The sequence below is a fragment of the Amycolatopsis sp. NPDC005003 genome (genome assembly GCF_053600695.1).
The window spans coordinates 54,649-76,029 of sequence record NZ_JBSGAI010000025.1; the positions used below are offsets into that span (position 1 = coordinate 54,649).

20 protein-coding genes are annotated in these 21,381 nt (G+C 72.3%); 14 read left to right on the forward strand and 6 right to left on the reverse strand.

The features are described 5' to 3' along the window. The first annotated feature begins 6 nt into the window (after positions 1 to 6). Positions 7 to 633, forward strand: coding sequence for a response regulator (locus tag ACWED2_RS27155; RefSeq protein WP_449693311.1), 627 nt, complete (start codon positions 7 to 9; stop codon positions 631 to 633). Here ACWED2_RS27155 and ACWED2_RS27160 read toward each other — a convergent pair. Then, the gene (locus ACWED2_RS27160) at positions 614 to 4,018 is read right to left on the reverse strand and encodes an indolepyruvate ferredoxin oxidoreductase family protein (protein ID WP_449693312.1); all 3,405 of its coding nucleotides are present in this window, start codon (positions 4,016 to 4,018) and stop codon (positions 614 to 616) included. The two genes, ACWED2_RS27155 and ACWED2_RS27160, sit on opposite strands and share 20 nt — an antisense overlap. Before the next feature lie 102 nt (positions 4,019 to 4,120). Between ACWED2_RS27160 and ACWED2_RS27165 the strand changes: the two genes are divergently transcribed. From ACWED2_RS27165 to ACWED2_RS27180, 4 genes are all read left to right on the forward strand, one after another. Continuing rightward, the gene (locus tag ACWED2_RS27165) at positions 4,121 to 4,561 is read left to right on the forward strand and encodes an Lrp/AsnC family transcriptional regulator (protein ID WP_449693313.1); all 441 of its coding nucleotides are present in this window, start codon (positions 4,121 to 4,123) and stop codon (positions 4,559 to 4,561) included. 2 nt (positions 4,562 to 4,563) lie between these two features. Continuing rightward, entirely contained in the window at positions 4,564 to 5,304 is a 741-nt protein-coding gene (locus ACWED2_RS27170) for a hypothetical protein (protein ID WP_449693314.1), read from the forward strand. A gap of 126 nt (positions 5,305 to 5,430) precedes the next feature. Further along, on the forward strand, positions 5,431 to 5,913 hold the full coding sequence (locus tag ACWED2_RS27175) for a hypothetical protein (RefSeq protein WP_449693315.1): 483 nt from the start codon (positions 5,431 to 5,433) through the stop codon (positions 5,911 to 5,913). Between the two features lie 101 nt (positions 5,914 to 6,014). Further along, positions 6,015 to 6,188, forward strand: coding sequence for a hypothetical protein (locus ACWED2_RS27180; protein WP_449693316.1), 174 nt, complete (start codon positions 6,015 to 6,017; stop codon positions 6,186 to 6,188). 65 nt (positions 6,189 to 6,253) lie between these two features. Here ACWED2_RS27180 and ACWED2_RS27185 read toward each other — a convergent pair whose 3' ends face one another. From ACWED2_RS27185 to ACWED2_RS27195, 3 genes are all read right to left on the reverse strand, one after another. After that, entirely contained in the window at positions 6,254 to 7,237 is a 984-nt protein-coding gene (locus tag ACWED2_RS27185; RefSeq protein WP_449693317.1) for a hypothetical protein, read from the reverse strand. A gap of 91 nt (positions 7,238 to 7,328) precedes the next feature. Beyond that, the gene (locus ACWED2_RS27190) at positions 7,329 to 8,948 is read right to left on the reverse strand and encodes a thiamine pyrophosphate-binding protein (protein ID WP_449693318.1); all 1,620 of its coding nucleotides are present in this window, start codon (positions 8,946 to 8,948) and stop codon (positions 7,329 to 7,331) included. Beyond that, on the reverse strand, positions 8,945 to 9,718 hold the full coding sequence (locus ACWED2_RS27195; protein ID WP_449693319.1) for a cyclase family protein: 774 nt from the start codon (positions 9,716 to 9,718) through the stop codon (positions 8,945 to 8,947). Before ACWED2_RS27195 ends, ACWED2_RS27190 begins: the two co-directional genes overlap by 4 nt. Positions 9,719 to 9,829: 111 nt before the next feature. On the opposite strand from ACWED2_RS27195, the gene ACWED2_RS27200 reads away from it, so the two are divergent. From ACWED2_RS27200 to ACWED2_RS27240, 9 genes are all read left to right on the forward strand, one after another. After that, on the forward strand, positions 9,830 to 10,225 hold the full coding sequence (locus tag ACWED2_RS27200; RefSeq protein WP_449693403.1) for a GntR family transcriptional regulator: 396 nt from the start codon (positions 9,830 to 9,832) through the stop codon (positions 10,223 to 10,225). A gap of 10 nt (positions 10,226 to 10,235) precedes the next feature. Then, complete coding sequence (locus ACWED2_RS27205; RefSeq protein WP_449693320.1) at positions 10,236 to 11,120, forward strand: ABC transporter ATP-binding protein; 885 nt, start codon at positions 10,236 to 10,238, stop codon at positions 11,118 to 11,120. Then, positions 11,117 to 12,088 carry an ABC transporter permease gene (locus ACWED2_RS27210; protein ID WP_449693321.1) on the forward strand — a complete coding sequence of 324 codons (972 nt, stop codon included), beginning with the start codon at positions 11,117 to 11,119 and terminating at the stop codon, positions 12,086 to 12,088. Before ACWED2_RS27205 ends, ACWED2_RS27210 begins: the two co-directional genes overlap by 4 nt. A gap of 190 nt (positions 12,089 to 12,278) precedes the next feature. Further along, positions 12,279 to 13,739: a trypsin-like peptidase domain-containing protein gene (locus ACWED2_RS27215; protein ID WP_449693404.1), complete on the forward strand. Its 1,461-nt coding sequence runs from the start codon at positions 12,279 to 12,281 to the stop codon at positions 13,737 to 13,739. Beyond that, positions 13,736 to 15,913 carry a tetratricopeptide repeat protein gene (locus ACWED2_RS27220; RefSeq protein ID WP_449693322.1) on the forward strand — a complete coding sequence of 726 codons (2,178 nt, stop codon included), beginning with the start codon at positions 13,736 to 13,738 and terminating at the stop codon, positions 15,911 to 15,913. Before ACWED2_RS27215 ends, ACWED2_RS27220 begins: the two co-directional genes overlap by 4 nt. Positions 15,914 to 15,917: 4 nt before the next feature. Next, on the forward strand, positions 15,918 to 17,321 hold the full coding sequence (locus tag ACWED2_RS27225) for a VWA domain-containing protein (RefSeq protein ID WP_449693323.1): 1,404 nt from the start codon (positions 15,918 to 15,920) through the stop codon (positions 17,319 to 17,321). Then, the gene (locus ACWED2_RS27230; protein WP_449693324.1) at positions 17,318 to 18,433 is read left to right on the forward strand and encodes a hypothetical protein; all 1,116 of its coding nucleotides are present in this window, start codon (positions 17,318 to 17,320) and stop codon (positions 18,431 to 18,433) included. The genes ACWED2_RS27225 and ACWED2_RS27230 overlap by 4 nt, the downstream gene beginning before the upstream one ends. Continuing rightward, positions 18,433 to 19,719: an ABC transporter substrate-binding protein gene (locus ACWED2_RS27235; RefSeq protein ID WP_449693405.1), complete on the forward strand. Its 1,287-nt coding sequence runs from the start codon at positions 18,433 to 18,435 to the stop codon at positions 19,717 to 19,719. The genes ACWED2_RS27230 and ACWED2_RS27235 overlap by 1 nt, the downstream gene beginning before the upstream one ends. A 22-nt stretch (positions 19,720 to 19,741) precedes the next feature. After that, positions 19,742 to 20,092, forward strand: a complete 351-nt coding sequence (locus ACWED2_RS27240) for a CU044_2847 family protein (RefSeq protein WP_449693325.1) — start codon at positions 19,742 to 19,744, stop codon at positions 20,090 to 20,092. 4 nt (positions 20,093 to 20,096) lie between these two features. Here ACWED2_RS27240 and ACWED2_RS27245 read toward each other — a convergent pair whose 3' ends face one another. Together ACWED2_RS27245 and ACWED2_RS27250 are read right to left on the reverse strand one after the other, a co-directional pair. Further along, a complete protein-coding gene (locus tag ACWED2_RS27245) occupies positions 20,097 to 20,951 on the reverse strand; it encodes an SAM-dependent methyltransferase (RefSeq protein ID WP_449693326.1) in 855 nt (284 codons plus the stop codon). A gap of 79 nt (positions 20,952 to 21,030) precedes the next feature. Further along, positions 21,031 to 21,225, reverse strand: a complete 195-nt coding sequence (locus ACWED2_RS27250) for a hypothetical protein (RefSeq protein ID WP_449693327.1) — start codon at positions 21,223 to 21,225, stop codon at positions 21,031 to 21,033. Positions 21,226 to 21,381: the final 156 nt, after the last annotated feature.

Sequence of the window (21,381 nt, forward strand, 5' to 3'; positions counted from 1 at the left end):
GCCGTCGTGCAGATCGTGATCGCCGAGGACGACGCCCTGCTGCGCGAAGGGCTGGTGCTGCTCCTGCGCAGCGAAGGGTTCGAGGTCGTCGCCGCCGTCGACCACCCCGGCGACCTGGTGACGACGGTCGAGACCGCGGAGCCGGACCTGGCCGTCGTCGACGTCCGGATGCCGCCGACGTTCACCGACGAAGGGCTCCAAGCCGCCCTGGAAGCCCGGCGCCGGGTGCCGGGCCTGGCGATCCTCGCGCTTTCGGCGTTCATCGAAGACGGCTACGCGGGCGACCTGCTGGCCGCTGGCGGCGGGGGAGCCGGCTACCTGCTCAAGGAGCGCGTCGGCAAGCCCGAAGAGTTCCTCGACGCCCTGCGGCGCGTCGCGGCCGGCGGCACGGTCCTGGACCGGGACGTCGTGGCGGTGCAGCTGTCCCGGCCCCGGCCCGGCGACCCCGTGGCGACGCTCACCGCCCGCGAGCGCGAAGTCGTGGCCCTGCTGGCCGAAGGCCATTCGGTGCCGACGATCGGGCGGCTGCTCGGCATCGGCACCGCCGCGGCGCGGCAGCACGCCGGGGACGTCAGCACGAAGCTGCGCGTCCCCGACGGCGCCCAGGCGATGCTCAGCTACCTGCGGGCGTGAGGACCTCGGCCTGCCGCTCGCGGTAGCGGGCCACGTTGGCGAGCTTGACGTCTTCGTAGCCGCGGATGACGTCGGGGAGCTCGGCCAGCGCCCGCGCCCGGCTGGAGTCTCCGGTGCGGAAGGCCTCCAGGACCACGCGGCGGTAGTCGTCGATCAGCTCCCGCTCGACCTTGCGCACCTCGGCGCGGCCGAACGGGTCGAAGCGGGTGCCGCGCAGCCGCCGCAGCGCGTGGAGCAGCCGGAACGCCGGGCGGAACCACGGACCGAGGCTGATCTTGCGCTTCATGCCGAGCGCCCGCAGCACCGGCGGGTGCAGCCGGTAGGCGTACTTCGTGCCGACGCCGAACTGCTCCTCGAGGCCGCCGGTGAACGCCGGGTCCAGCGACAGCCGGGCGACCTCGTACTCGTCCTTGTACGCCATCAGCTTGTACAGGTGCTTCGCGACGGCCTCGGTGATCTCCGTCGGCCCGTCCTCCAGCACCCGCACCCGCTCGACGAACTCCGCGTACGCGCGGGCGTACGCCTTGTCCTGGTAGGCGACCAGGTCCGGAATCCGGATGTCGAGCAGCCGCGCGAGCTCGGAGCCGGGCTCGGCGCGCACCAGGGCGCGCATCGCGTGCGGCTTCGTCGTCGCGGGCTCCGGGGCTGCCGCCGGGGGCTCGGCCACGAGCAGGCGGCCGCGCCGGAACGCCTGCAGGTTCGCGGCGACCTGGGTGCCGTTCAGCTCGATGGCGCGTTCGATCACCGAAGCGGGCAACGGGATCGCGCCGGTCTGGTAGGCCGCGCCCAGCTGCAGCACGTTGGCGAACTGGTCGTCGTCGAAGAACTCTTCGGCCAGGCCACGCGCGTCCAGCGAAACCGTGCGTTCCGTCGCGGCTTCCAGGGGCGCGAGCACGCTGCCGGGCGCCGGGAACGACACCGTCGTGTCGACGACCATCCGGCCGGTCGGGACCTCGGTCGTGGAGACGACGGCCGTGGTGCGGGCCGGATCGGCGACCTTCAGGTTCGCCGCGTCCGCCCCGACCAGCGCGTCGCAGGCCAGGTAGAGGTCGCATTCGCCGTCGGCGAGCTTCGGGGCCTGTTCCACCGGCTCCGCCGTCACCTTGAGGTCGGAGACGACCGCGCCGCCCTTCTGCGCGAGCCCGGTCTGGTCGAGGGTGCGGACGTGCCGGCCGTCGAGCACCGCGGCGGTGGCGAGGATCTGCGTCACGGTGACCACGCCGGTGCCACCGATGCCGGTGATCCGCACGGTGAAGTCCTTCTTCCCGGTTTCCGGGGCGGGGACGGCGTCGGCCGCGAGCTCGGCGGCCTTCCGGCGCCGCTTCTTCCCGGACGGCACCACGGTGACGAACGACGGGCAGTCCCCGGCCAGGCAGGAGTAGTCGACGTTGCACGACGACTGGTGGATCGCGGTCTTGCGGCCGAATTCGGTCGCCACCGGCTGCACGGACAGGCAGTTCGACTTGGTGCCGCAGTCGCCGCAGCCCTCGCAGACGCGCTCGTTGATCACCACGCGCGTCGCGGGCGCGGTCTGCTTGCCACGACGGCGCTTCCGGCGTTTTTCGGCCGCGCACTCCTGCTCGTGGATCAGCACGGTGACGCCCTTGACCGCGGCCAGCTCCTCCTGCGTGCGCAGGAGTTCGCTGCGGTCGCGGACCTCGACGCCGGCGGGCGGCTTCCGGTGTTTCGCCGGTGCGTCGCTGGTGATCACGACTCGCTTGGCGCCTTCGACGAGCAGCAGCTGGGCGACCTTCTCGACGGGCAGCCCGCCGACCGCGTCCTGGCCGCCGGTCATCGCCACGGCGGAGTTGTAGAGCAGCTTGTAGGTGATGTTCACGCCGGCGGCGACCGCCGCGCGCACGGCGAGGCTGCCGGAGTGGGTGAACGTGCCGTCGCCGATGTTCTGGACGAAGTGCTCCGCCTCGACGAACGGCGCCATGCCAATCCACTGGGTGCCTTCGCCGCCCATCTGCGTCACGCCGAGGACGGTGCCGACCTGGTCGGGCTCCATGAACAGGGCCATGGTGTGGCAGCCGATGCCGCCGCCGACGAGCGTGCCTTCCGGGACCTTCGTCGACGAGTTGTGCGGGCAGCCCGAGCAGAAGTACGGCGTCCGGGCGAGCAGCGGGACGGCGATGCGCTCGCGACGGCGGCGTCCGCGGTAGGCCGCCACCGACGGGATGTCCTGCGGCAGGACCCTGGCCAGGCCGGCGGCGATGCCGTCCGGGTCCAGCTCGCCGAGTTCGGTGAAGAGCGTGCGGCCGTCGCGGTCCTTCTTGCCGACGATCCCGGGCGCGTCGGGGGCGCCGTAGAGGATGTCCTTGAGCGCGGTTTCGACGAACGCGCGCTTCTCCTCGACGACGACGATCTCGTCGAGGCCGTCCGCGAACTCGCGGACGATCGCGGGCTCGAGCGGGTGGATCGCGCCGAGCTTGAGGATCCGGATGCCGTGCTCTCCCTCGGCCAGGCCGAGGGTGCGCAACGCCTGCCGGAGGTCCAGGTAGGACTTCCCGGCGGACACGATGCCGATCCGGTCGGCCGGCCCTCGTGCGGTGATCCGGTTGACGCTGCTCGCGCGCAGGTAGTCGAGGACCAGCGGGAGGCGCACGGTGAAGAGGCTGCGTTCCAGCTCGGCCAGACCGGCGCCGAGCAGCCGCGAAGTGGGCGTGTGCCGGTACCCTCCCGGGATCCCGGGTGCGTTCCACTGTGGACTGACCGTGGCGGTGCCGGACGCGTCGGCGACGTTGGCGACGACCTTCAGCGACGTCCACAGCCCGCTGGCCCGCGACAGCTCGACGGCGTGCATGCCGAGGTCGAGGACGTCCTGGGCGTCGGCGGGGAAGAGCACGGGGATGGCCAGGTCGGCGAGGGCGAGCTCGGACGCGCACGGGACGGTGGAGGACTTGGCGTTGGGATCGTCGCCGACCAGCGCGACCGCGCCACCGCGCGGGTCGGTGCCGGCCAGGTTGGCGTGGCGGAGGGCGTCGCTGGCGCGGTCGAGACCGGGCGCCTTGCCGTACCAGAAGCCGGTGACACCCCGTTTCCCGCCGGCGCCGGCGACGAGCTGGCTGCCCATGACCGATGTCGCGGCCAGCTCTTCGTTGAGGCCGGGCCGGTGCACGACGTCGTGCTTCTCCAGGAGCGTCGCCCGGCGGCCGAGCTCGAGGTCGTAGCCGGCCAGCGGCGAGCCCTCGTAGCCCGAGACGAAGACGGCGGGGTCGCCACCGTGGGCGCGGTCGTGGCGGACGCGGTCGAGCAGCAGCCGGACCAGGGCCTGCACCCCGGTCAGGTGCACGGTCCCCGCCTCGCGCAGATAGCGGTCCTCCAGCGTGAACGTCTCCACGGCGCGCTCCCTTCTTTCCGGGCACGATGCGACCTGGGCCACAGTGACGCAACAGGCATGCCCGGCTTCGGACTGCGGACGCAAAATTTGGTGGGTTTTCGCTCGTTCTGGCGCTGATTTTTGCGCCTGACTAGGCTGTGACGCATGCCCGAAGAGCCGCTCGACGCCACCGACCACGAGATCCTCGGCCTCCTGCGCGAGGACGCCCGCCGCACGCTGTCCGACATCGCCGGCCGCGTCACCCTGTCGACGGCGGCGGTCAAGCGCCGCATCGACCGGCTCCGGGAGAGCGGGGTGATCACCGGGTTCACGGTCCAGGTCGACCACGCGAAACTGGGCTGGGGGATCGAGGCGTTCACCGAGCTGAGGTTCGTGGGCAACGCGAAGGTGGCCGAGATCCTCCGGACGACCACCCGGATGCCGGAGGCCCAGGCGGTGTTCACGATCGCGGGCGACCCGGACGCGCTGGTGTGGCTGCGGGTCCGCGACATGGCCCACCTGCAGACGACCATCGACGAGATCCGGCGGCACCACCAGGTGACGGGGACGAAGACGTTGATCGCGCTGGAATCCTGGTCGCGGTAGCCGTGGAGGTCGTGTCTCTGGCGCAGCGGCCGGACCTTTTCGAGGCGGTGTACGGCATTCCGTACCCGCCGGGCTCGCCCCGGTTCATGCAGGGCAGCCTGACGAGCCTGCTCGTGCGGGGGCGGCGGGTGGCCCGGCTGTGGCCTGATCTGGTCGTGGCGTTGCTGGATGACGGGGTGCCGGTGGCGCGGGGCATCATGGTTCCGTTCCGTGGCCGTTCGCCTTTTCCTTCGCGTGGCTGGGATGAGGTGGCCGTGTGGGCTGCCGAGGATGCTCTCGACGGGGTTGCTCCGGATACCGCTTGTGCGCTGGAAATCGCCGTTCATCCTTCGTGGCAGGGGCGTGGGCTGTCTTCGGTTGTTCTTGCTGCCATGCGGGATGCTGTTGCCTCGGCTGGGCTTTCTTCGCTGGTGATTCCTGTTCGGCCGCCGGACAAGGCTTCGGTCCCTGATGTTCCCATGGTCGACTACGCCTTTGCTGTTCGTCCGGACGGGTTGCCTGTTGATCGGTGGCTGCGTACGCATGTTCGTGCCGGGGGTGTGGTTGCCGGGGTTGCCTCTTGTTCGGCTACTGTGCAGGGGTCTCTGGCTTCTTGGCGGGGGTGGACCGGGTTGCCCTTTGATCGTTCCGGTTCGGTTGTGGTTCCCGGGGCTCTCGCTCCGGTGTTCGTGTCCACTGTGGATGATTATGCTGTCTATGTTGAAGCCAACGTCTGGGTTTCCCATTCTGTGGCTGGGTTTTGAAGATGCGGCTTCGTCGTGGTGTGGGAAATCGGCGCTTGCTTTGGTGTTCTGGGGTGCGGACAATGGGCCGCGTTTCTTGCCCGTGTGAGTGATGATCTCGTGTTCGATGGTCGGTAGATTGGGGACATGACCAGCGACGCGAGTTCCAGTCCCGAGGCGGTCGCCTTTGCCGACCGGATCGCTGAGGTGCTCGCGACCATGCGAGCGGCTGAGGCTGACCTTGGGGCGTTGCTGGTGGAGATTGAGCAGCGTGGGGTGCTGGAGCTGTTCGGTTACCTTTCCGCGGCTCGGTTGCTGGAGCAGCTGGCCGATGTTCCGAGGTCGGCGGCTGAGCGGCTGGTGAAGCGGGCTCGGTTGGTGAATCCGGGCCGTAACCTGGATGGCACGCCGATTCCCGCGTTGGCTCCGGCGACTGGTGTTGCTGCTCGGGCGGGGCGGTTGAGTGCTCCGATGATCGATGTGATCACCGGGGTGCTGGCCGATGTTCCTCTTGAGCACCGCGACCACGCCGAGGCCGATCTGCTGGGGTTCGCCGAGGAGGCTGGGGCACAAGCAGGTCGCGGTGCTCGGTGCCCGGATCCTCGTCCACCTGGCTCCCGATGGCGATGAGCCCGACGACACCGAACCTCCGGTTCCGATCCGGGAGTTGTTCCTGCGCCGGAAAAGATGGGCGCCATGTCCGGGAGTGGTTCGACGGTGGTCCCACCGGCTTGGGCAATCTTCTGTTGTTGTGTTCTCATCACCATCGGCTGCTGCATCGCTCCGGCTGGGAAGTCCGCATCGCCGCCGACGGCCTCCCGGAGTTCCTCCCGCCGGCGTTCATCGACAAGCGCCGAAAACCCAGGCGCAACAACCTGCACGAGCCACTGCCATTCGCAGCATGACCACGGGAAAGGCCCGCAGCCGACACGGCTACGTGCCTACCCCGCGGGTCCCACGTCAAATGCGGCTAACCGCGCAGCAGGACTCCCGAAGTCCGCTCCCGCTCGAAGAACGTCTCCGGCCACTCGATCGAGTCCGGCGGCGCGTCGATCGCCGCGGCTCGGCGGCGGAGCTCCGCCAGGTACTCCGTGTCCAGGACCGCCCTCGCCGACAACGGCTCCCTCAGCAGGAGATTCGCCGGGCCCTCGTACAGGTACGCGTCCACGCCCGGATAACCCCGCGTGCCCGGCGGATATTCGCGGTTCACCGGGAAGTACGGCGTCGGCAGGGCACCCAGCCATGAACCCTGCATCGGCACCAAAGCCGGCCATGAGCCGAGGCGCTGCTCGAGGCGGGTGTTGTCCGAAGTGAACCCGCGGTGGTCTGCCACCACATACGCCGCTGCCGGATAGGAGCGCTCCAGCTGGGCCACTGCGGCGCTGCCGCCGTCGTGCGTCAAGTGGCCCAAGCCGAACAGCATCAACACCTTGCGGTTCTTCTGCAGCACCTGCGTCTTCACCACCGACACGATCGAGGCGTCCCGGTCCAGGAATGGCTCCAGGTCCGCGGGCGAGTCCACCTGGCTCCAGTCGACCGGCGGATCGGTGGCCAGGACGCGGATCTTCCGCGCCGCGGGCAGCGTTGTGTTGACCTGGCGGACCAGGGCGAACAGTTGCTCGTAGAACGTCGAGAACCCGCAGCTCGGCTGGGTCGTGTCGCGCCACACGCGGCTGATGTCCGGGACGGTGGTCCCGGCGATGTACTCGTCCAGCAACGGCTGGAGACGCGCGTTGCCGCACTCCACCGCTATGTCGTCGACCCGGCCGGGAAACCTCGGGTCGCGGATCAGGTCGAACACGAACGTTCCCACGTCCGGACTGGACTTCGCCACGATCGCGTGGGTGTCGAACGCCGCCAGCAGCGCCGCCGCCGGGTCGGGACGCTGCTGGCCCGCGTCCGCCGGCGAAACGAACAGGGCCACGGCCGCCAGTACGGCCGAAAAGAGTCGCACGAAAGAGCTCCTCGGTAGTTCCCCCACTGTCTTACTACTGTAAGACAACTCGGTCAGGATTCAGGGCGGCGAGGACCTTGTCAAGGCCGGGTCAGTGGCGGAACGCCTCCGCGAGCCACCACGAGCCGCCGTCGTCGGCGATCTTGGCGTCGATCACCAAGGGCGCTGAACGGGGTCCCGCGAGCCAGTCGCGCACCGGCGGCAGGTCCGCGGCCGACCGCACCGTGACGCCCGTGCAGCCGAAGCCGCGGGCGATCGCCGCCAGGTCGGAGTCGGGGAACCGGACCGTGGTCATGTCCGCGTCGCCGAAGTGGTGGATCTCCGCGCCGTACGCCGCGTCGTTGTAGACGATCACCACCAAGGGCAGGCCCAAGCGGACCGCTGTGTCCAGTTCGGACAGTGCCATGTGGAATCCGCCGTCGCCCGTGCCCAGCACCGGCAGGCGGTCCGGGCGGGCCAGGGCCGCTCCGATCGCCGTGCCCAGGCCGAGGCCGATGCTCTGGAACGCCTGGGTGAAGCAGAAGCCCCGCTCGTCGGGCACCGACAGGTACGCGCTCGGGTAGCCCATGAAATTGCCCGAGTCGATCGACACGATCCGCTCCGCCGGGAGCAGCTCGTCCAGGAGCCTGCTCAGGGTCCGCGGGTCGATCCGGCCGTTGCCGGACGAGTCCTCGTGCGAGACGTCGTTCCAGCGGCCCGTCGCGATGCGGGCCGCCACCTCGTCCGTGCGGTAGCCCTGGTGCGGCGGCGTCGACGCGAGCACGTCCGAAGCGGTGCAGGCGACGTCACCGACGACACCCAGGTCGATCGGGCGGTGGGCGCCGAGTGCTGCCTGCTCCACGTCGACCTGGACCAGCTTCGCGTGCGGGCTGAGCAGCTTGCCGTGGCGGGTGGTCCACATGTTCAGCGCGCAGCCCCAGCCGACGACCAGGTCGGCGCCCACGATCAGCTCGGCCGCCGCCGGGGACGCGAAGCCGCCCGAGATGCCCAGCGCGAACGGGTCGTCGTGGAACAGGCCGTGCGTCACCGCGGACGTCGCCAGCAGTGCGCCGCACCGCGAAGCCAGCTCCCGCAACGGCTCGCGGCTCGAACGCGCGCCGCGGCCGGCGATGAACACCGGCCGCTCGGCCGCCGCCAGCAGGTCCGCCAGTGCGGCCACCGAGGCGGTGTCCGGCCGCACCGGGGCGGGTCCGGCGAGCACGGGCAGCGAAGGCGGCTCGGGCGCCGGCTGGGCCTGGACGTCGAGCGGCAGGTTCAGCACCACGGTCCGGCGCTGCTGCAGTGCCGTCCGGAACGCCCGCACGGTGTCGGCCACCGCCGTCGCGGGCGAGTGCACCCGCTCGGGCACCGCGCCGACCGCCGCGGCCAGGCCGTCCTGGTCGATGCGGAAGTTCGACAGCACCGACGCGCCCGCGGAGTCGGCCGTCAGCACCAGCATCGGCGTCCGGCTCTTGGCCGCCTCGGTGATGCCGGTGACCGCGTTGGTCAGCCCGCAGCCCTGGTGCAGCGACAGCACCGAGACCTTCCCGCTCATCCGGGCGTACGCGTCGGCCATGCTCGCCGCGCCGCCCTCGTGGCGGGCGGCGACGAACCGGACGCCGCCCGCGCGCAGCGCGTTCGTCACCTCGAAGTTGCCGCTGCCCACCACGCCGAACGCGGTGCCGGCCCCGAGACCGGCCAGCGTCCGGCCGACGAGTTCGGCGACGTTCACCGCTCCACCAGGGCCAGCACCCGCGCCGGGCTGCCGGAGCCGCCGACGATCGGCAGCGGCGAGACCACCAGCAGCACGCCGGTCGGCGGCAGCGAAGCGAGGTTCTGCAGCTGGGTCAGCCCGTGCTTGCCGGCGCCCAGCAGCAGCTCGTGGCAGGGGAACATCGGCTCGAGCCCGGGTGCCTGCCCCGCGTCGGTGCCGACCGTCTCGACGCCGAGGCCGGTGATCGGCGTTTCTTCGGCGAGCCACCGCGCGCACTCGGGGGAGACGCCCGGGGTGTGCGAGCCGGTTTCGTCGGCGTTGAGGAACTCCTCCTGGTCGCCGCTGCGCGTGTCCCAGCCGGTGCGGTAGAGCAGCCAGCCGCCGTCGGGCAGCGGGCCGTGCTCGGCCGTCCACGCCCGGACGTCGTCGACCGACAGCAGGAAGTCCGGGTCCTCGGCCGCCCGTGCGGAGAAGTCGAGCACGACCGCGGGTGCCACCAGCGTCTTCAGCGGCACCTGCGAGACGTCGTGACCGTCCTTCCCGGACACCCAGTGCACCGGGACGTCGAGGTGGGTGCCGGTGTGCTCGCCGGTGTGGATGTCGTTCCAGTACCACCGCGGGCCGCGCTCGTCGTAGCGGCTGATCTCCTCCAGCCGGAACGGGATCGTGTTGGCGAACGGCTCCGGCAGCCGCAGGATCGGCGTGCTCGAGCTCAAGGGCGCGGTGAGGTCGACGATCTCGACCGCTCCGCCCGCGATCGCCTTGCCGAGTTCGTCCAACAACGACATGCCTGCCTCCCGGTGCCCGTGTGCGTCCGTCGATCGAGACCCTATGCCTTGACAGCGCCGCACCGGCAGGTGTTGTCTTAATGTCGTAAGACAATAGGAGGGGTGGGCAGGGTGATCGAGTTCGTGCTCGACGGCCGTTCCCGGGTTGCCACGTACATGCAGCTCGTCGTCCAGGTGAAGCAGGCGCTGCGCGTCGGCCTGCTGCGGCCCGGCGACCGGCTGCCGAAGGTGCGGGACGTGGCCGAGGCGCTGGCGATCAACCCGAACACCGTGCTCAAGGCCTACCGCGAACTGGTGCTGGAGGGGCTGGCCGAAGGCCGCCCGGGGGTGGGCACGTTCGTCACCGGCAGCCTGGCCGGGCCCTCGCTGGGCCACCAGGCGCAGCTGCGCGACGAGCTGGTGGCCTGGCTGGAGCGCGCCGAAACCGCGGGGATGTCGCCGGACGACATCGCCGCCCTCATCGAAACCACGATCCGCGGCACCCGGGTGCCGCACGACCTGTCGTAGGGAGCCCGGAATGGAACTGGCGGTGGAAGCCGTGGCGCTGGGCAAGCGCTACGGCCGCACCTGGGCGTTGCGCGACTGCGCGCTGGAGGTGCCTGCCGGGCGGATCGCCGCGCTGGTCGGCCCGAACGGTGCGGGCAAGACGACGCTGCTGCACCTGGCCGTCGGCCTGCTGAAACCCGACGCGGGCGAAGTGCGCGTCTTCGGGCGGGAGCCGGGGGAGGCGCTCCCGGACATCGGGTTCGTCGCGCAGGACACCCCGCTCTACCGCGACTTCACCGCGGCGGAGCTGGTCACCATGGGCGGCAAGCTGAACCGCCGCCGCTGGGACGCCGCGCTGGCCCGCGACCGGCTCGCCATGCTCGGCATCCCGCCGGACAAGGCGGTGGGGAAGCTGTCCGGCGGTCAGCGCGCCCAGGTCGCCCTGGCGCTGGCGCTGGCCAAACGGCCGCGGCTGCTGCTGCTCGACGAGCCGATCGCCAGCCTCGACCCCCTTGCCCGCCGAGAGTTCATGCAGACGCTGATGGGTGCCGTCGCCGAGAGCGAGACGACCGTGCTGCTGTCCTCGCACCTGCTCGCCGACCTCGAACGCAGCTGCGACCACCTGATCGTCCTGCAGCAGTCCCGCGTCCGGCTGGCGGGCCCGGTCGACGAGCTGCTCGACGCGCACCGCACGCTCACCGGCCCGCGGGCCGGCAGCGAGTCCATCGCCGGGGTGGCGGAGGTGGTCCGCGCGAGCCACACCGAACGCCAGTCGACCCTGCTGGTCCGCCGCGGCGACGGCCCGATCGATCCACTGTGGACGGAGCACGAAGTGACCCTGGAAGACGTGGTGCTGGCGCACCTCGCCGAGGCGGAGACCCGCGTCCCCGCGTCCGCGTGGGAGGTGCCGGCATGATCTGGCTGGTCTGGCGGCAGCACCGCAAGCAGGCGCTGTTCACCCTCGCCGCCTTGGCCGCGCTCGGCGCGCTGATGGTGCCCACGGGCCTGGCGATGCACGCGAAGTACGACAGCCTCGGCCTGGGCGCCTGCCGGGCCGCGCTCGGCAGCGCGTCGATGATCACGCAGACCGAAGCCGTTTCGCGCTGCGAAAGCCTCGGCCACCAGTTCCAGCAGGAGTTCGGCGGCCTGGTGTTCATTGCCGTCCTGTTCGTGGTCCTGCCGGTGCTGGTCGGCGTGTTCTTCGGCGCGCCGCTGGTGGCCCGCGAAGTCGAGCAGGGCACCCACCGTCTGGTGTGGACGCAGGGGGTGACCCGCCTGCAGTGGGCGCTGGCCAAGTTCGGGCTGGTCGGGGCGATGACCGCGGTGCTGTCCGTCGGGTACGCGCTGGGTGTGTCGTGGTGGTTCCAGCCGCTGGTCGGCGCGACCGCCGGCCGGCTGAACTACCTCTCGTTCGACGTGCAGGGGATCGTCCCGGTCGCGTACACGCTGTTCGCGCTGGCGCTGGGCGTCTTCGCCGGGACGTACTGGCGGAAGGTCCTGCCCGCCATGGGGATCGCGCTGGCCGGGTTCGCGGCGGTCCGCGTCGCGATCGAGGTGCTCGCCCGGCCGCGGTACCTGCCCGCGCGGAGCCTCACGTTTTCCCCGACCGGTGGGCAGACGCCGAACCCGGCGTCGGGCAACTGGGTGATGGACGTCGGTGTCCGCAACGCGGCCGGTGAGCTGGTCCTGCCGAACGCGCAGATCGGCCCGTGCCCGCCCGGCGGTTGCGTCGACACCCAGGCCGGCCCCGGGGCGGTCAACTGGCTGCAGTACCAGCCGGGGGACCGGTTCTGGCTCTTCCAGGGCATCGAGACGGGGATCTTCGTGTTCCTGGCGGCCGCGCTCGTGTTCTTCGCCCTCCGCCGGGTGCGCACGATCGCCTGACCGGGTCGCGGGTTCGTGAGTTTTCCACGGCCACGCGGAGTGCGGCGGCCGATCGGGTGATCTGCGGGGGTAAGCGGGCGAACCCGCCCCGGAGTGTCGGTGCGGGGTCGTAGGGTCGCACCCGGTGAGGGAGCACAACGGTTCTGCCGAGGGGCGCGCGGGGGACCCGGAACCGTGGCGAGTGTGCTTGGTGAACTCGTCGGGCCGGGCACTGGGCGCCGGGATGCTGCTGGGCGAATCCACGGTGCTCACCTGCGCGCACGTGGTGCAGGCCGCGGGGGAGGAAGCGCTTTCGGGCGCGCACGTGCTGGTGCGGTTCGTCGGCCTGGACGGCATGCCCGAGACGCTCGCCGCGGTGCGGCCCGGCTGCTGGGTGCCGCCGTCGGAAGACGGCCGGGGCGACATCGCGCTGCTCGACCTCGCCGAAGCGTTCCCCCACGTGCCCGGCGCCCCCTTGGTGCGGCTCGGCGCGGTCCGCGATCGGGTGGTCCACACCTACGGCTTCCCGGCCCCGCACCGCTACGGCGTCTGGGTGAACAACGCCGAGCTGGCCGGCCCGGCCGGCGCCGCCGGGGAGTGGATCCAGCTCAACTCGCCGCTGCCCGGCGAGCGGGTGCGGCGCGGGTTCAGCGGCGCGGGCGTGATCGACAAGGCGACCGGCGCGGTGCTCGGCATGGTGGTCACCGAGTACACCGACGAACGCGCCGGGCTCGCCTACCTGATCCCGGTCGAGGTGATCGTCCGGCACGTGCCGGACGTCGCCCGGTGGGTGGGCGACCCGCCGCGGCCGTCGGCCGGCCCGCTGATCGTGGTGATCGGCGACCGCGACTCCGCCGTCCGGGAGGGTTTCCTGGCGCAGGTGCGGCGCGAGCGCCGCGGATCCCGGGTCTCCGGCGACCGGCTCGCCGCGATCGTGGACGCGACCGGCAAGACCACCGGCGAGGTCGCCGAGCACGTCAGCGCGGGCATCAGCACCGGGGCGGTGCTCACCGTGCTGGAGACCAACCCGGAGGACGTCGCGGTGGCGGTGACCGGCGTCGAAGACGCGCGGGCGCCGGAGGAAGTGCTCACCGACGTGGTGCGGCCGCTGGTGGACAAGGGCGCCACCGTGCTGGTCCAGTTCAGCAGGCCCGACTCGCCCGGCGTGCGGCTGGCCCGGCGCTGGGAGAGCGAGCGCAACGCGCGGCGCCTGGACCGGCTGGCCCTGCTGGTCGACATGGTGGAACACGAGGAGGAGCGCACCCGCGAACGCGCCGCCCGGATCGGCTCGCGCACGGTGGTGCCCGGCGGTTCCGCGGATCTGCGCCTGCGGCTGGGGGCGCTGCGCTCGGCGGGCGAGCGGATCGAACCGGGCCGGGTGCGACGGGCGCTCGCGGCGACCGAACGCGACGCGGAAGCGGCCCGGCGGGAGCTCGTCCGGCTGTACGCCGAGCTCGACGCGCTGGCCGCCCGGCACGACGAGCTGCACGGCAAGCTGCGTGGCTACAACGCGAAGGCGACCGACGCGGGCCTGATGGAGGACGAGGAGCTGGCCGACCTGTACCGCCCGGCCATGGCGGCGCTGGCCGCGAGCCCGGACGCACCGGAGGCCGCGGCCGGGCTGGTCGAGCGGTACGTGCAGGCGGTCCGCCGCCGGCTGGAGGGCGCGTGACGACGGAAACCGCGTGGTGCCACGGCCGTCCGGTCGGGCCGATCGGGTTCTGCGAGGTGTGCGGCCGCCGCCGGGTGCCGGCCGAGCCGCCGTCCGCGGCCACGCCGGCCCCGGAAAGCACCAAGCGCAGCGTCGAGTTGTGGAGCGGCGAGGCGGACTTCCAGTCGCTGCCCGCGATCGAGGTGCCGGACCCGGAAGAACTCGTCCTCGCCGACCCGGAGTATCCCGAGCAGCACCGGTTCTGCGGTCACTGCGGGGAACCCGTCGGCCGCGCCTACGCCGGCGAACCCGCGTTCGCCGAGGGGTTCTGCGAAAACTGCGGCGAGCGCTTCTCCTTCCTGCCCAAGCTGAAGCGCGGCGAGCGGGTCGGCGACCGCTACGACGTGCTCGGCTGCTTCGCCCGGGGCGGGCTCGGCTGGGTGTACCTGGCGGCCGACACCGCGCTCGCCGGCCAGCACGTCGCCCTCAAGGGCGTGATCAACACCGGCAACGCCGTGCTGCGGGCGATGGCGCGGGTCGAGCGCGACGTGCTCGTCCGGCTCGACCACCCGAACATCGTGCGGATCAGCGACTTCGTCGAGCACGTGCCGCCCGGCGGCGGCGAACCGGACACCTACCTGGTGATGGAGTACGTCGGCGGGCGGTCGCTGCGGGACCTCCTCAAGCAGGGGCCGCCGCCACGCGTGGAGCACGTGATCGTCTACGGCCGGGCGATCCTCGGCGCCCTGGACTACCTGCACGGCGAAGGCCTGCTCTACTGCGACATGAAGCCGGAGAACGTGATCCACGGCGACAAGCGGGTCAAGGTCATCGACCTCGGCGCGGCCCGCCCGATCGGCGACCGGACCGGGCCGAGCGTCGGCACCGAAGGGTTCCAGGCGCCGGCGCACGAGCTGGCCCGCCACGGCCTCACCGTGCGTTCGGACCTGCACACCGTGGGCCGGACCTTGCAGGTGCTGCTGGAGGCCGCGGGCGAAGACGCCGACCCGGACCGCGTCGCCGGCGGCCTCGACTCGCTGCACCGGGTGCTCGAACGCGCGGTCGCGCCGTTCGAGCGGCGGTTCGCCACGGCGTCGGAAATGGCCGAGCAGCTCGACGGCGTGCGCCGGGAAATCCTTTCGCTGCGCGACGAACGGCCGCGGCCGGTGCCGTCGGCGTTGTTCGAGGACACCGCAGAACTGCTCGACGACGGCCTCGGCGCGGTGCCCGGCCTCGACCACTGGGTCGGCGGCGGACGCACCGCCGGCTCGCTGCACCTCGGCCTGCCGGGCGCCGCCGACGGGGCCGGCCGGCTGCCGGTTCCGCGGGTCGCCCCCGAAGACGCCGCGGCCGGGTTCATCGCCGCCGCGGGCGCGCCCGGGCCGCACCGCTGGCTGGACAAGCTCGCGATGTTCGGCGAGCGCTCGGTCGAAATCGCGTTCGCCCGCACGCGCGCCCTGGTCGCGCTGGGGGACGCGCAGGCCGCGGCCGCGGCGCTGTCGGACGCCGAGGAGCAGCTCGGGACCGAGGCCGCGCGCGACTGGCGGGCAGCGTGGCACCACGGACTGCTGGCGCTGGCCCGCGACGACGCCGAGCAGGCGGCGGCCGCGTTCGACCGGGTGCACCGCAGCTGGCCCGGCGAGATCGCGCCGCAGCTGGCGCTCGGGTTCTGCGCCGAGCTGCGCGGGGAGACCGAGCGGGCCGAGCGCCGCTACCGCTCGGTGTGGCACCGCGACCACGGCCAGGTCAGCGCCGCCTTCGGCCTGGCCCGCTGCTACCTGCGGACGCACGGCCGCGACGCCGCGGTCGCGGTGCTCGACGCGGTGCCGCCGATCTCGCGCCACTACGACGCCGCGCGGATCGCCGCCGTGCGGATCCGGGCCGGGCGGCTGCCGTCCGGGCCACCCGGCCGGGACGACTTCGCCGACGCGGCGCGCCGCCTGCCCGCGCTCTACCTCGACCGGGAGGCCCACGACCGGCTGGAGGCGCTGGTCCGCGACGCCGCGCTGACCGGGCTGGACGGCCGTGAGGGCTGGAACGGCGGCGCACTCCTCGGCGAGCGCGTCACCGAACGCGGCCTGCGGTCGCTGCTGGAGCTGTCGCTGCGCCGGCTCGCCGAGCGGGCGCGCGACCGCAACGAGCACGGCGTGCTGGTCGACCTCGCGAACTCCGTCCGGCCGAAGACGAGAAGGTGATCGGATGCCCGACCCGTCGTTCGCCCTCCAGCTGAGCCAGAACAAGTACCTGGCGCCGAGTGACGACCGGATGGACGTCGTGCTCACCGTGCGGGTGGGCGAAGCCGGCGTCCCCGCGGCCGGCCCGCCGCCGACCGCCGAGCTGCTGCTGGTCGACTGCTCCAGCTCGATGGACTGGCCGCCGACGAAGATCGAGGCCGCACGGCACGCCTGCCGGGCGGCCATCGGCTCGCTGCGGGACGGCGTGCTGTTCGGGGTGGTCGAATGCACCAGCCGCGCCCGGCTCGTGTACCCGGCCGAGCCGCCGCTCGCGGTGGCCGGCGAGCGGACCCGCCGCGAGGCGAAGGCCGCGGCCGCCGGGCTGATCGCCGGGGGCGGCACGGCGATGAGCACGTGGCTGGACCTGGCCCGGGACCTGTTCGGGAAGACTCCCGCGGCCATCCGCCACGCGGTGCTGCTCACCGACGGCAAGAACGAGTCCGACCGCACCGGGGCGCTGGAAGCCGCGCTCGACCGGTGCCGGGGCCGGTTCGCCTGCGACGCCCGGGGCATCGGTGACGACTGGGAGCCGCGCGACCTGCAGCGCATCGCGTCCGTCCTGCGCGGCAGCGCGGACGCCGTCCTGGAGGACGCCGAGCTCGCCGGGGACTTCCGCCGCCTGGTCGAGCGGGCGATGGGCCGGACCGTGCCGGACGTCCGGCTGCGGCTGACCACGATGCCCTACACCCGGCTGCGGTTCGTCAAGCAGGTCTTCCCGACCGAAGTCGAACTCACTTCCCAGTGTCACACCGAGGGAAACGCGATCGAGCTGCCGACGGGCGCGTGGGGCGACGAGCTGCGCGAGTACCACCTCTGCCTCGACGTCGAAACGGGGGAGCTGACGCGGTACGAGGACCGGTTGCTGGGCACCGTCACCCTCGTCGCCGGCGAGCCGGTCGCGGAGCCGCAGGCCGTCGTCGGCTACCTGACCGACGATCTGGCGCTCTCCAGCGTCCCGGACGACAACGTCGCCCGCGTCACCGGGCAGGCCGAGCTGGGCCGCGCCGTCCGGGCGGGCTGGGACGCCTTCGAGCGCGACGACCGGGTGGCCGCGGCGCGCGAGTGGGGCACCGCGGTCCGCCTGGCGACCGAGCTGGGCAACGCCGAAATCCTCAAGCGCCTGGGCAGGCTGATCGACGTCGGCGACGACGGCACCGTGGCGATCAAGGACGGCGTGCGCCCGCGCGACGGCTTCTCCCTGGTGCTCGGCTCGACCATTTCCACCTACACCGGTTCGGTGGAACCCGTCGCCGTTCCGCCCGAAGCTCCCGGCGCCCCGCGCGAGTGTGTCCACTGTGGACACAAAGCCCGGCCCACGGCGAAGCGGTGCGGGCACTGCGGCCGGTTGTTCGAGGGATCGCCGTCGTGACCGCGATCAGCACCACCCGGCAGACCCTCTGGTGGCTGCGGCTCGGGCTCGTGGCCGGCAGCGTGCTGGTGCTGGGGACGGCGCTGGCGACCTTCCTCGGCGTGCGGGCCAGCATCGCCGAGGTGCGGGAGCGGACCGCGCCCGCGGTGCTGGAGGTGTCGCTCGCCAAGGAGGCGATCGTGGCCGCGCACGGCGCCGCGATGACCGCCTTCGAGACCCGGCAAGCGCGCTTGACCGGCCCCAGCGAGCAGTACGAGGACCAAATCGCCCGGACGAGCCAGCAGCTCGCCCAGGTCGCCGAACACAATGCCGCGGGCGAGGCGGGCAGCCAGACGCTGCGGTTGATCGAAGGGCTGCTGCCGTCGTACAACGGCTTCATCGGGCAGGCCGACGCGCACTTCCGGCAGGACTCCGGCGGCCCGCTCGCCGCGAGCAAACTGCAGTCCGCGGCGGACCTGCTGACCGCGCCGGAGAACGGGATCCTCGCCCAGCTCGACGCGCTCGAGGCGGCTCAGCGCGCCGCCCTCGACCGGCAGCTCGCGGCGAACTGGCTGGATCCCGCGATCACGGCGCTGTGGGCGGTGCCGCTGGCCCTGCTGCTCGCCGCGCTCGTCTGGGCCCAGCGGTTCCTCGCCCGGCGGTTCCGCCGCACGGTGAACACCGCGCTGCTGGCCGCCACGGTGGCCTGCGTGCTGCTGGGTGCGGGAACGGCGCTGCTGCTCGGCATCCAGTCCGACGCGCGGGACGGCGGTGCCGCGCTGGAACACACCGTCGACGCGCGGTCCGCGGCCACCTCGGCCGCCGTCGGCCAAGCCCGGTGGACGCTCGCCCACGTGCTGACCGCCCAGTGCGGGATCGAGGGAGCGGCCGCCTGCGGCTACACGGTGACCGCGTTCGCCGCCGGCACACCCGTCCCGCCCGCCGTCGCGGACGCACCGCCGGGCGCCGTCGACGAATCGGCGCTGCTGGGCCCGGGACTCACCGAACCGGGCTGGAACGGTGTTCTCGGGTACGGGATCCCGGTGCTGGCCGCGGGGATCGGCGTCCTCGCGGCCGGTGGCCTGCAACCCCGTCTCGACGAATACCGGTTCCGCGCGAGGAGAGAGCCGTGATGCGGCGCTGCGCCGCTGCGGCGCTGGCCCTCCTGCTCCTGATCTCGGGGTGCTCCGCCGTGACCGGCGCGGAGCCGGTGACCGTGCTGGGGCCGTGGACCGGCGACGAGCAGACGGCCTTCCTCCGGGTCCTCGACGGGTTCACCGGGGAGACCGGGATTCCCACGCGCTACCAGGGCACCCGCGCGCAGAACCAGGTGCTGCGCGGGGATCTGCAGCAGGGCACTCCGCCCGAAGTCGCGGTGCTGTCCAACCCGGCCGAGCTGATGGGCTACGCGCGTTCCGGGCAGCTGAAACCCCTCGACGGCGTCCTCGACGCGGACGCGACCGCCGCATACGGCGACCAGTGGCGGAAACTGCAGCAGCTCGGCGGGAACACGACTTACACGGTCGTGGTGAAGGCGGATCTGAAGAGCATCGTCTGGTACGACCCGGACAGGTTCCGGGAGGACCCACCGGCCACCTGGGACGCGCTCGTGGCGACCTCCCGGCGGCTTTCCGCCGCCGGGCAGCAGCCGTGGTGCCTCGGCATGGGGGCGCCCCCGAACTCGGGGTTCCCGGGCACCGACTGGCTCGAAGACATCCTGCTGCACCGGGCTCCGGACGAATACGGCAAGTGGGCGGCCGGCAAGCTGGCCTGGACCGACGAGGTCGTGCGCGACGCGTGGCAGAGCTGGGGCGCGCTGGTCCTCGAGCCGGGCGCGGTCCGCGGTGGCGGCACGGCGGCCCTGCTCACCTCGTTCGCCGACGCCGGCCGCGGCCTGTTCGCCGATCCGCCCGGCTGTCTGCTGGAGCACCTCGGCTCGTTCGCGATCGGCGGCTACCAGGCGATCCCGCGGCCGGCCGGGCCGCCGGTGCCCGACCGGGACTTCCGCTTCTTCCCGTTCCCGGGCACCGGGAAGCTCGCGCGCTCCGAGGTCTCGGCCGACCTCGCCGGGATGTTCCGCGACACGCCGGCCGCGCGCCGGCTCATGGCCTACCTGGCCGGGGAGCGGGGGCAGCGGATCTGGCCGTCCGGCGGGACGACCTTCTCGGTGCACCAGCGCCTCGCCGGCCCGGACGTCTACCGCAGCGACGTGACCCAGCGGATCGCGACGACCCTGGCCAAGGGCACCGAGCTGTGCTTCGACGCGTCGGACCTGATGCCTTCGGCGATGACCAGCGCGTTCTACCAGGCGGTGCTGGAGTACCTGGCCCACCCCGACCGGCTGGACACCCTGCTCGGGGAGCTGGAGCAGGTGCGTCTCGGCATCGGCCGGGACCAGTGGCTCGACCTGCCGTGCTAGCCCGTACAGAGAAGGAGATCCGGTGCAGGAGTTCGTGCGTTTCCCGCTGGCCGACGGCGGTTCGGTGGTCGTCGAGGTCGAGGGGGAGCCGGGCCTGGAACAGGCGTCGGCGCCGTCGGGGGTGCTTCGCAAGGCGACCACGACCTTCGAGCACGCCTTGAGCGAGGTCCGCTCGGCCGCGTCCGCCGCACTGGCGCAGTTCCGCGGCCTGGGGCCGGACGAGGTCGAGCTCAAGTTCGGCGTCAAGCTCGACGCCCAGGCCGGGGCGGTGATCGCGCGCACCGGGCTGCAGGGCCAGTTCGAAGTCAAGCTGAAGTGGCTGCGCGACGGGGTGTCCCCGGCCGAAGAGCCGGCCGAGGAACCGGAAGCGTGAGGCGTCAGGGCTTGTAGCCGACGATCCCGGCGACGCACTTGGCCGAGCCGCTGAGCGGCGTCAGCCGGGGGCCGTCCGGCCACCACTCGTCGCAGACCGCCATGCCCGGCCCCGACGTCGCGTTCGGCTGGACGATCTCGAGGCCGGTCATCATCGCTTCGATCTCCGCGCGGGTCCGGAAGCGGCCGGCGCCGAGCGGGCCGGAGACCAGGATCTGCTCGATGCGCTTGGCGATCTCGGTCAGCTCCGGCACTTCGGGGTCGAAGAAGTGCGACAGCACCACGTACGAGCCCGACGGCAGTGCGTCGATGTACTCGCGCATGATGTCGAAGACGCCGTCGCCCTCGTAGTGGTGCATCGTGCCCACCTGCAGCAGCGCCACGGGCTCGGCGAAGTCGACGTGCGCCAGGACTTCCGGGTGGCCCAGGACTTCCTTCGGCTGGAAGATGTCCGCCTCGACCATGTGCGTGAAGTCGTTCTCGACGAGCAGCGCGCGGCCGTGGGCGAGGACCACCGGGTCGTTGTCGAGGTAGACGACCGTGTTGTCCTTGTCGATGCGCTGCACGATCTGGTGGGTGTTCTCGGCCGTCGGCAGCCCGGACCCGCAGTCGACGTACTGGCGGATCTTCGTCTGGTTGGCCAGCATCCGCAGCGCCCGGTTGTGGAACCCCCGGTTGCCGCGGGCGATGTCCACCGCCTCCGGGACGGCGGTGCGGATCTTCTCCATCACCACGCGGTCGACTTCGTAGAAGTTGTTGCCGCCGAGGAACCCGTCGTAGATCCGCGCGATGCTCGGCCGGCTGGGGTCGACCCCCACCGGTGTCTGGCTCGGGGAGAGCACTGACGGCGTGTCGGACATGGCGACCTCGCAGGACTTCGGCGGGCGTGTTGGGCCACCCAGCGTAGTAGGTCGCGTCCGTGCGGTGAACCCGGCTCGGTCAGCCGCTGCGGCGGAGCCGCTGGTCGGGGATGTCGGCGGCGCGCAGGTCGCGTTCGCGGCGCAGCCGCTCGAGGTGCTGGTCGATCCGCCGGTCGAGATCGCGCGCGGCTTCGGACAGGTCCGTCAGGTCGCGACGGGAAGCCGGGAGCCCGACGGCGGTCCCCGTGTCCCTTTCGTCCCCTGCCCTGTCCACTTACCGGCACCTCCCGGATCGGCCCTGGCTGCCTGCTCTTGGCGTTACTGCCCCATCGGGCGCCGGCCAAAACCCCGTTCGCGGTGAGCCGTGGCACGCGGGCCCGCACCGCCGTTGCGCGGCCGATCAGCCGAAAGCACCCTGGTCACAATTTTG

Coding starts and splice junctions, on each gene's coding strand:
- ACWED2_RS27195 (WP_449693319.1), bottom strand. CDS start 9,718: ATGTCGTTGTTGGACGAACTCGGCAAGGCGATCGCGGGCGGAGCGGTC.
- ACWED2_RS27245 (WP_449693326.1), bottom strand. CDS start 20,951: ATGTCCGACACGCCGTCAGTGCTCTCCCCGAGCCAGACACCGGTGGGG.
- ACWED2_RS27210 (WP_449693321.1), top strand. CDS start 11,117: ATGATCTGGCTGGTCTGGCGGCAGCACCGCAAGCAGGCGCTGTTCACC.
- ACWED2_RS27205 (WP_449693320.1), top strand. CDS start 10,236: ATGGAACTGGCGGTGGAAGCCGTGGCGCTGGGCAAGCGCTACGGCCGC.
- ACWED2_RS27225 (WP_449693323.1), top strand. CDS start 15,918: ATGCCCGACCCGTCGTTCGCCCTCCAGCTGAGCCAGAACAAGTACCTG.
- ACWED2_RS27165 (WP_449693313.1), top strand. CDS start 4,121: ATGCCCGAAGAGCCGCTCGACGCCACCGACCACGAGATCCTCGGCCTC.
- ACWED2_RS27175 (WP_449693315.1), top strand. CDS start 5,431: ATGACCAGCGACGCGAGTTCCAGTCCCGAGGCGGTCGCCTTTGCCGAC.
- ACWED2_RS27235 (WP_449693405.1), top strand. CDS start 18,433: ATGCGGCGCTGCGCCGCTGCGGCGCTGGCCCTCCTGCTCCTGATCTCG.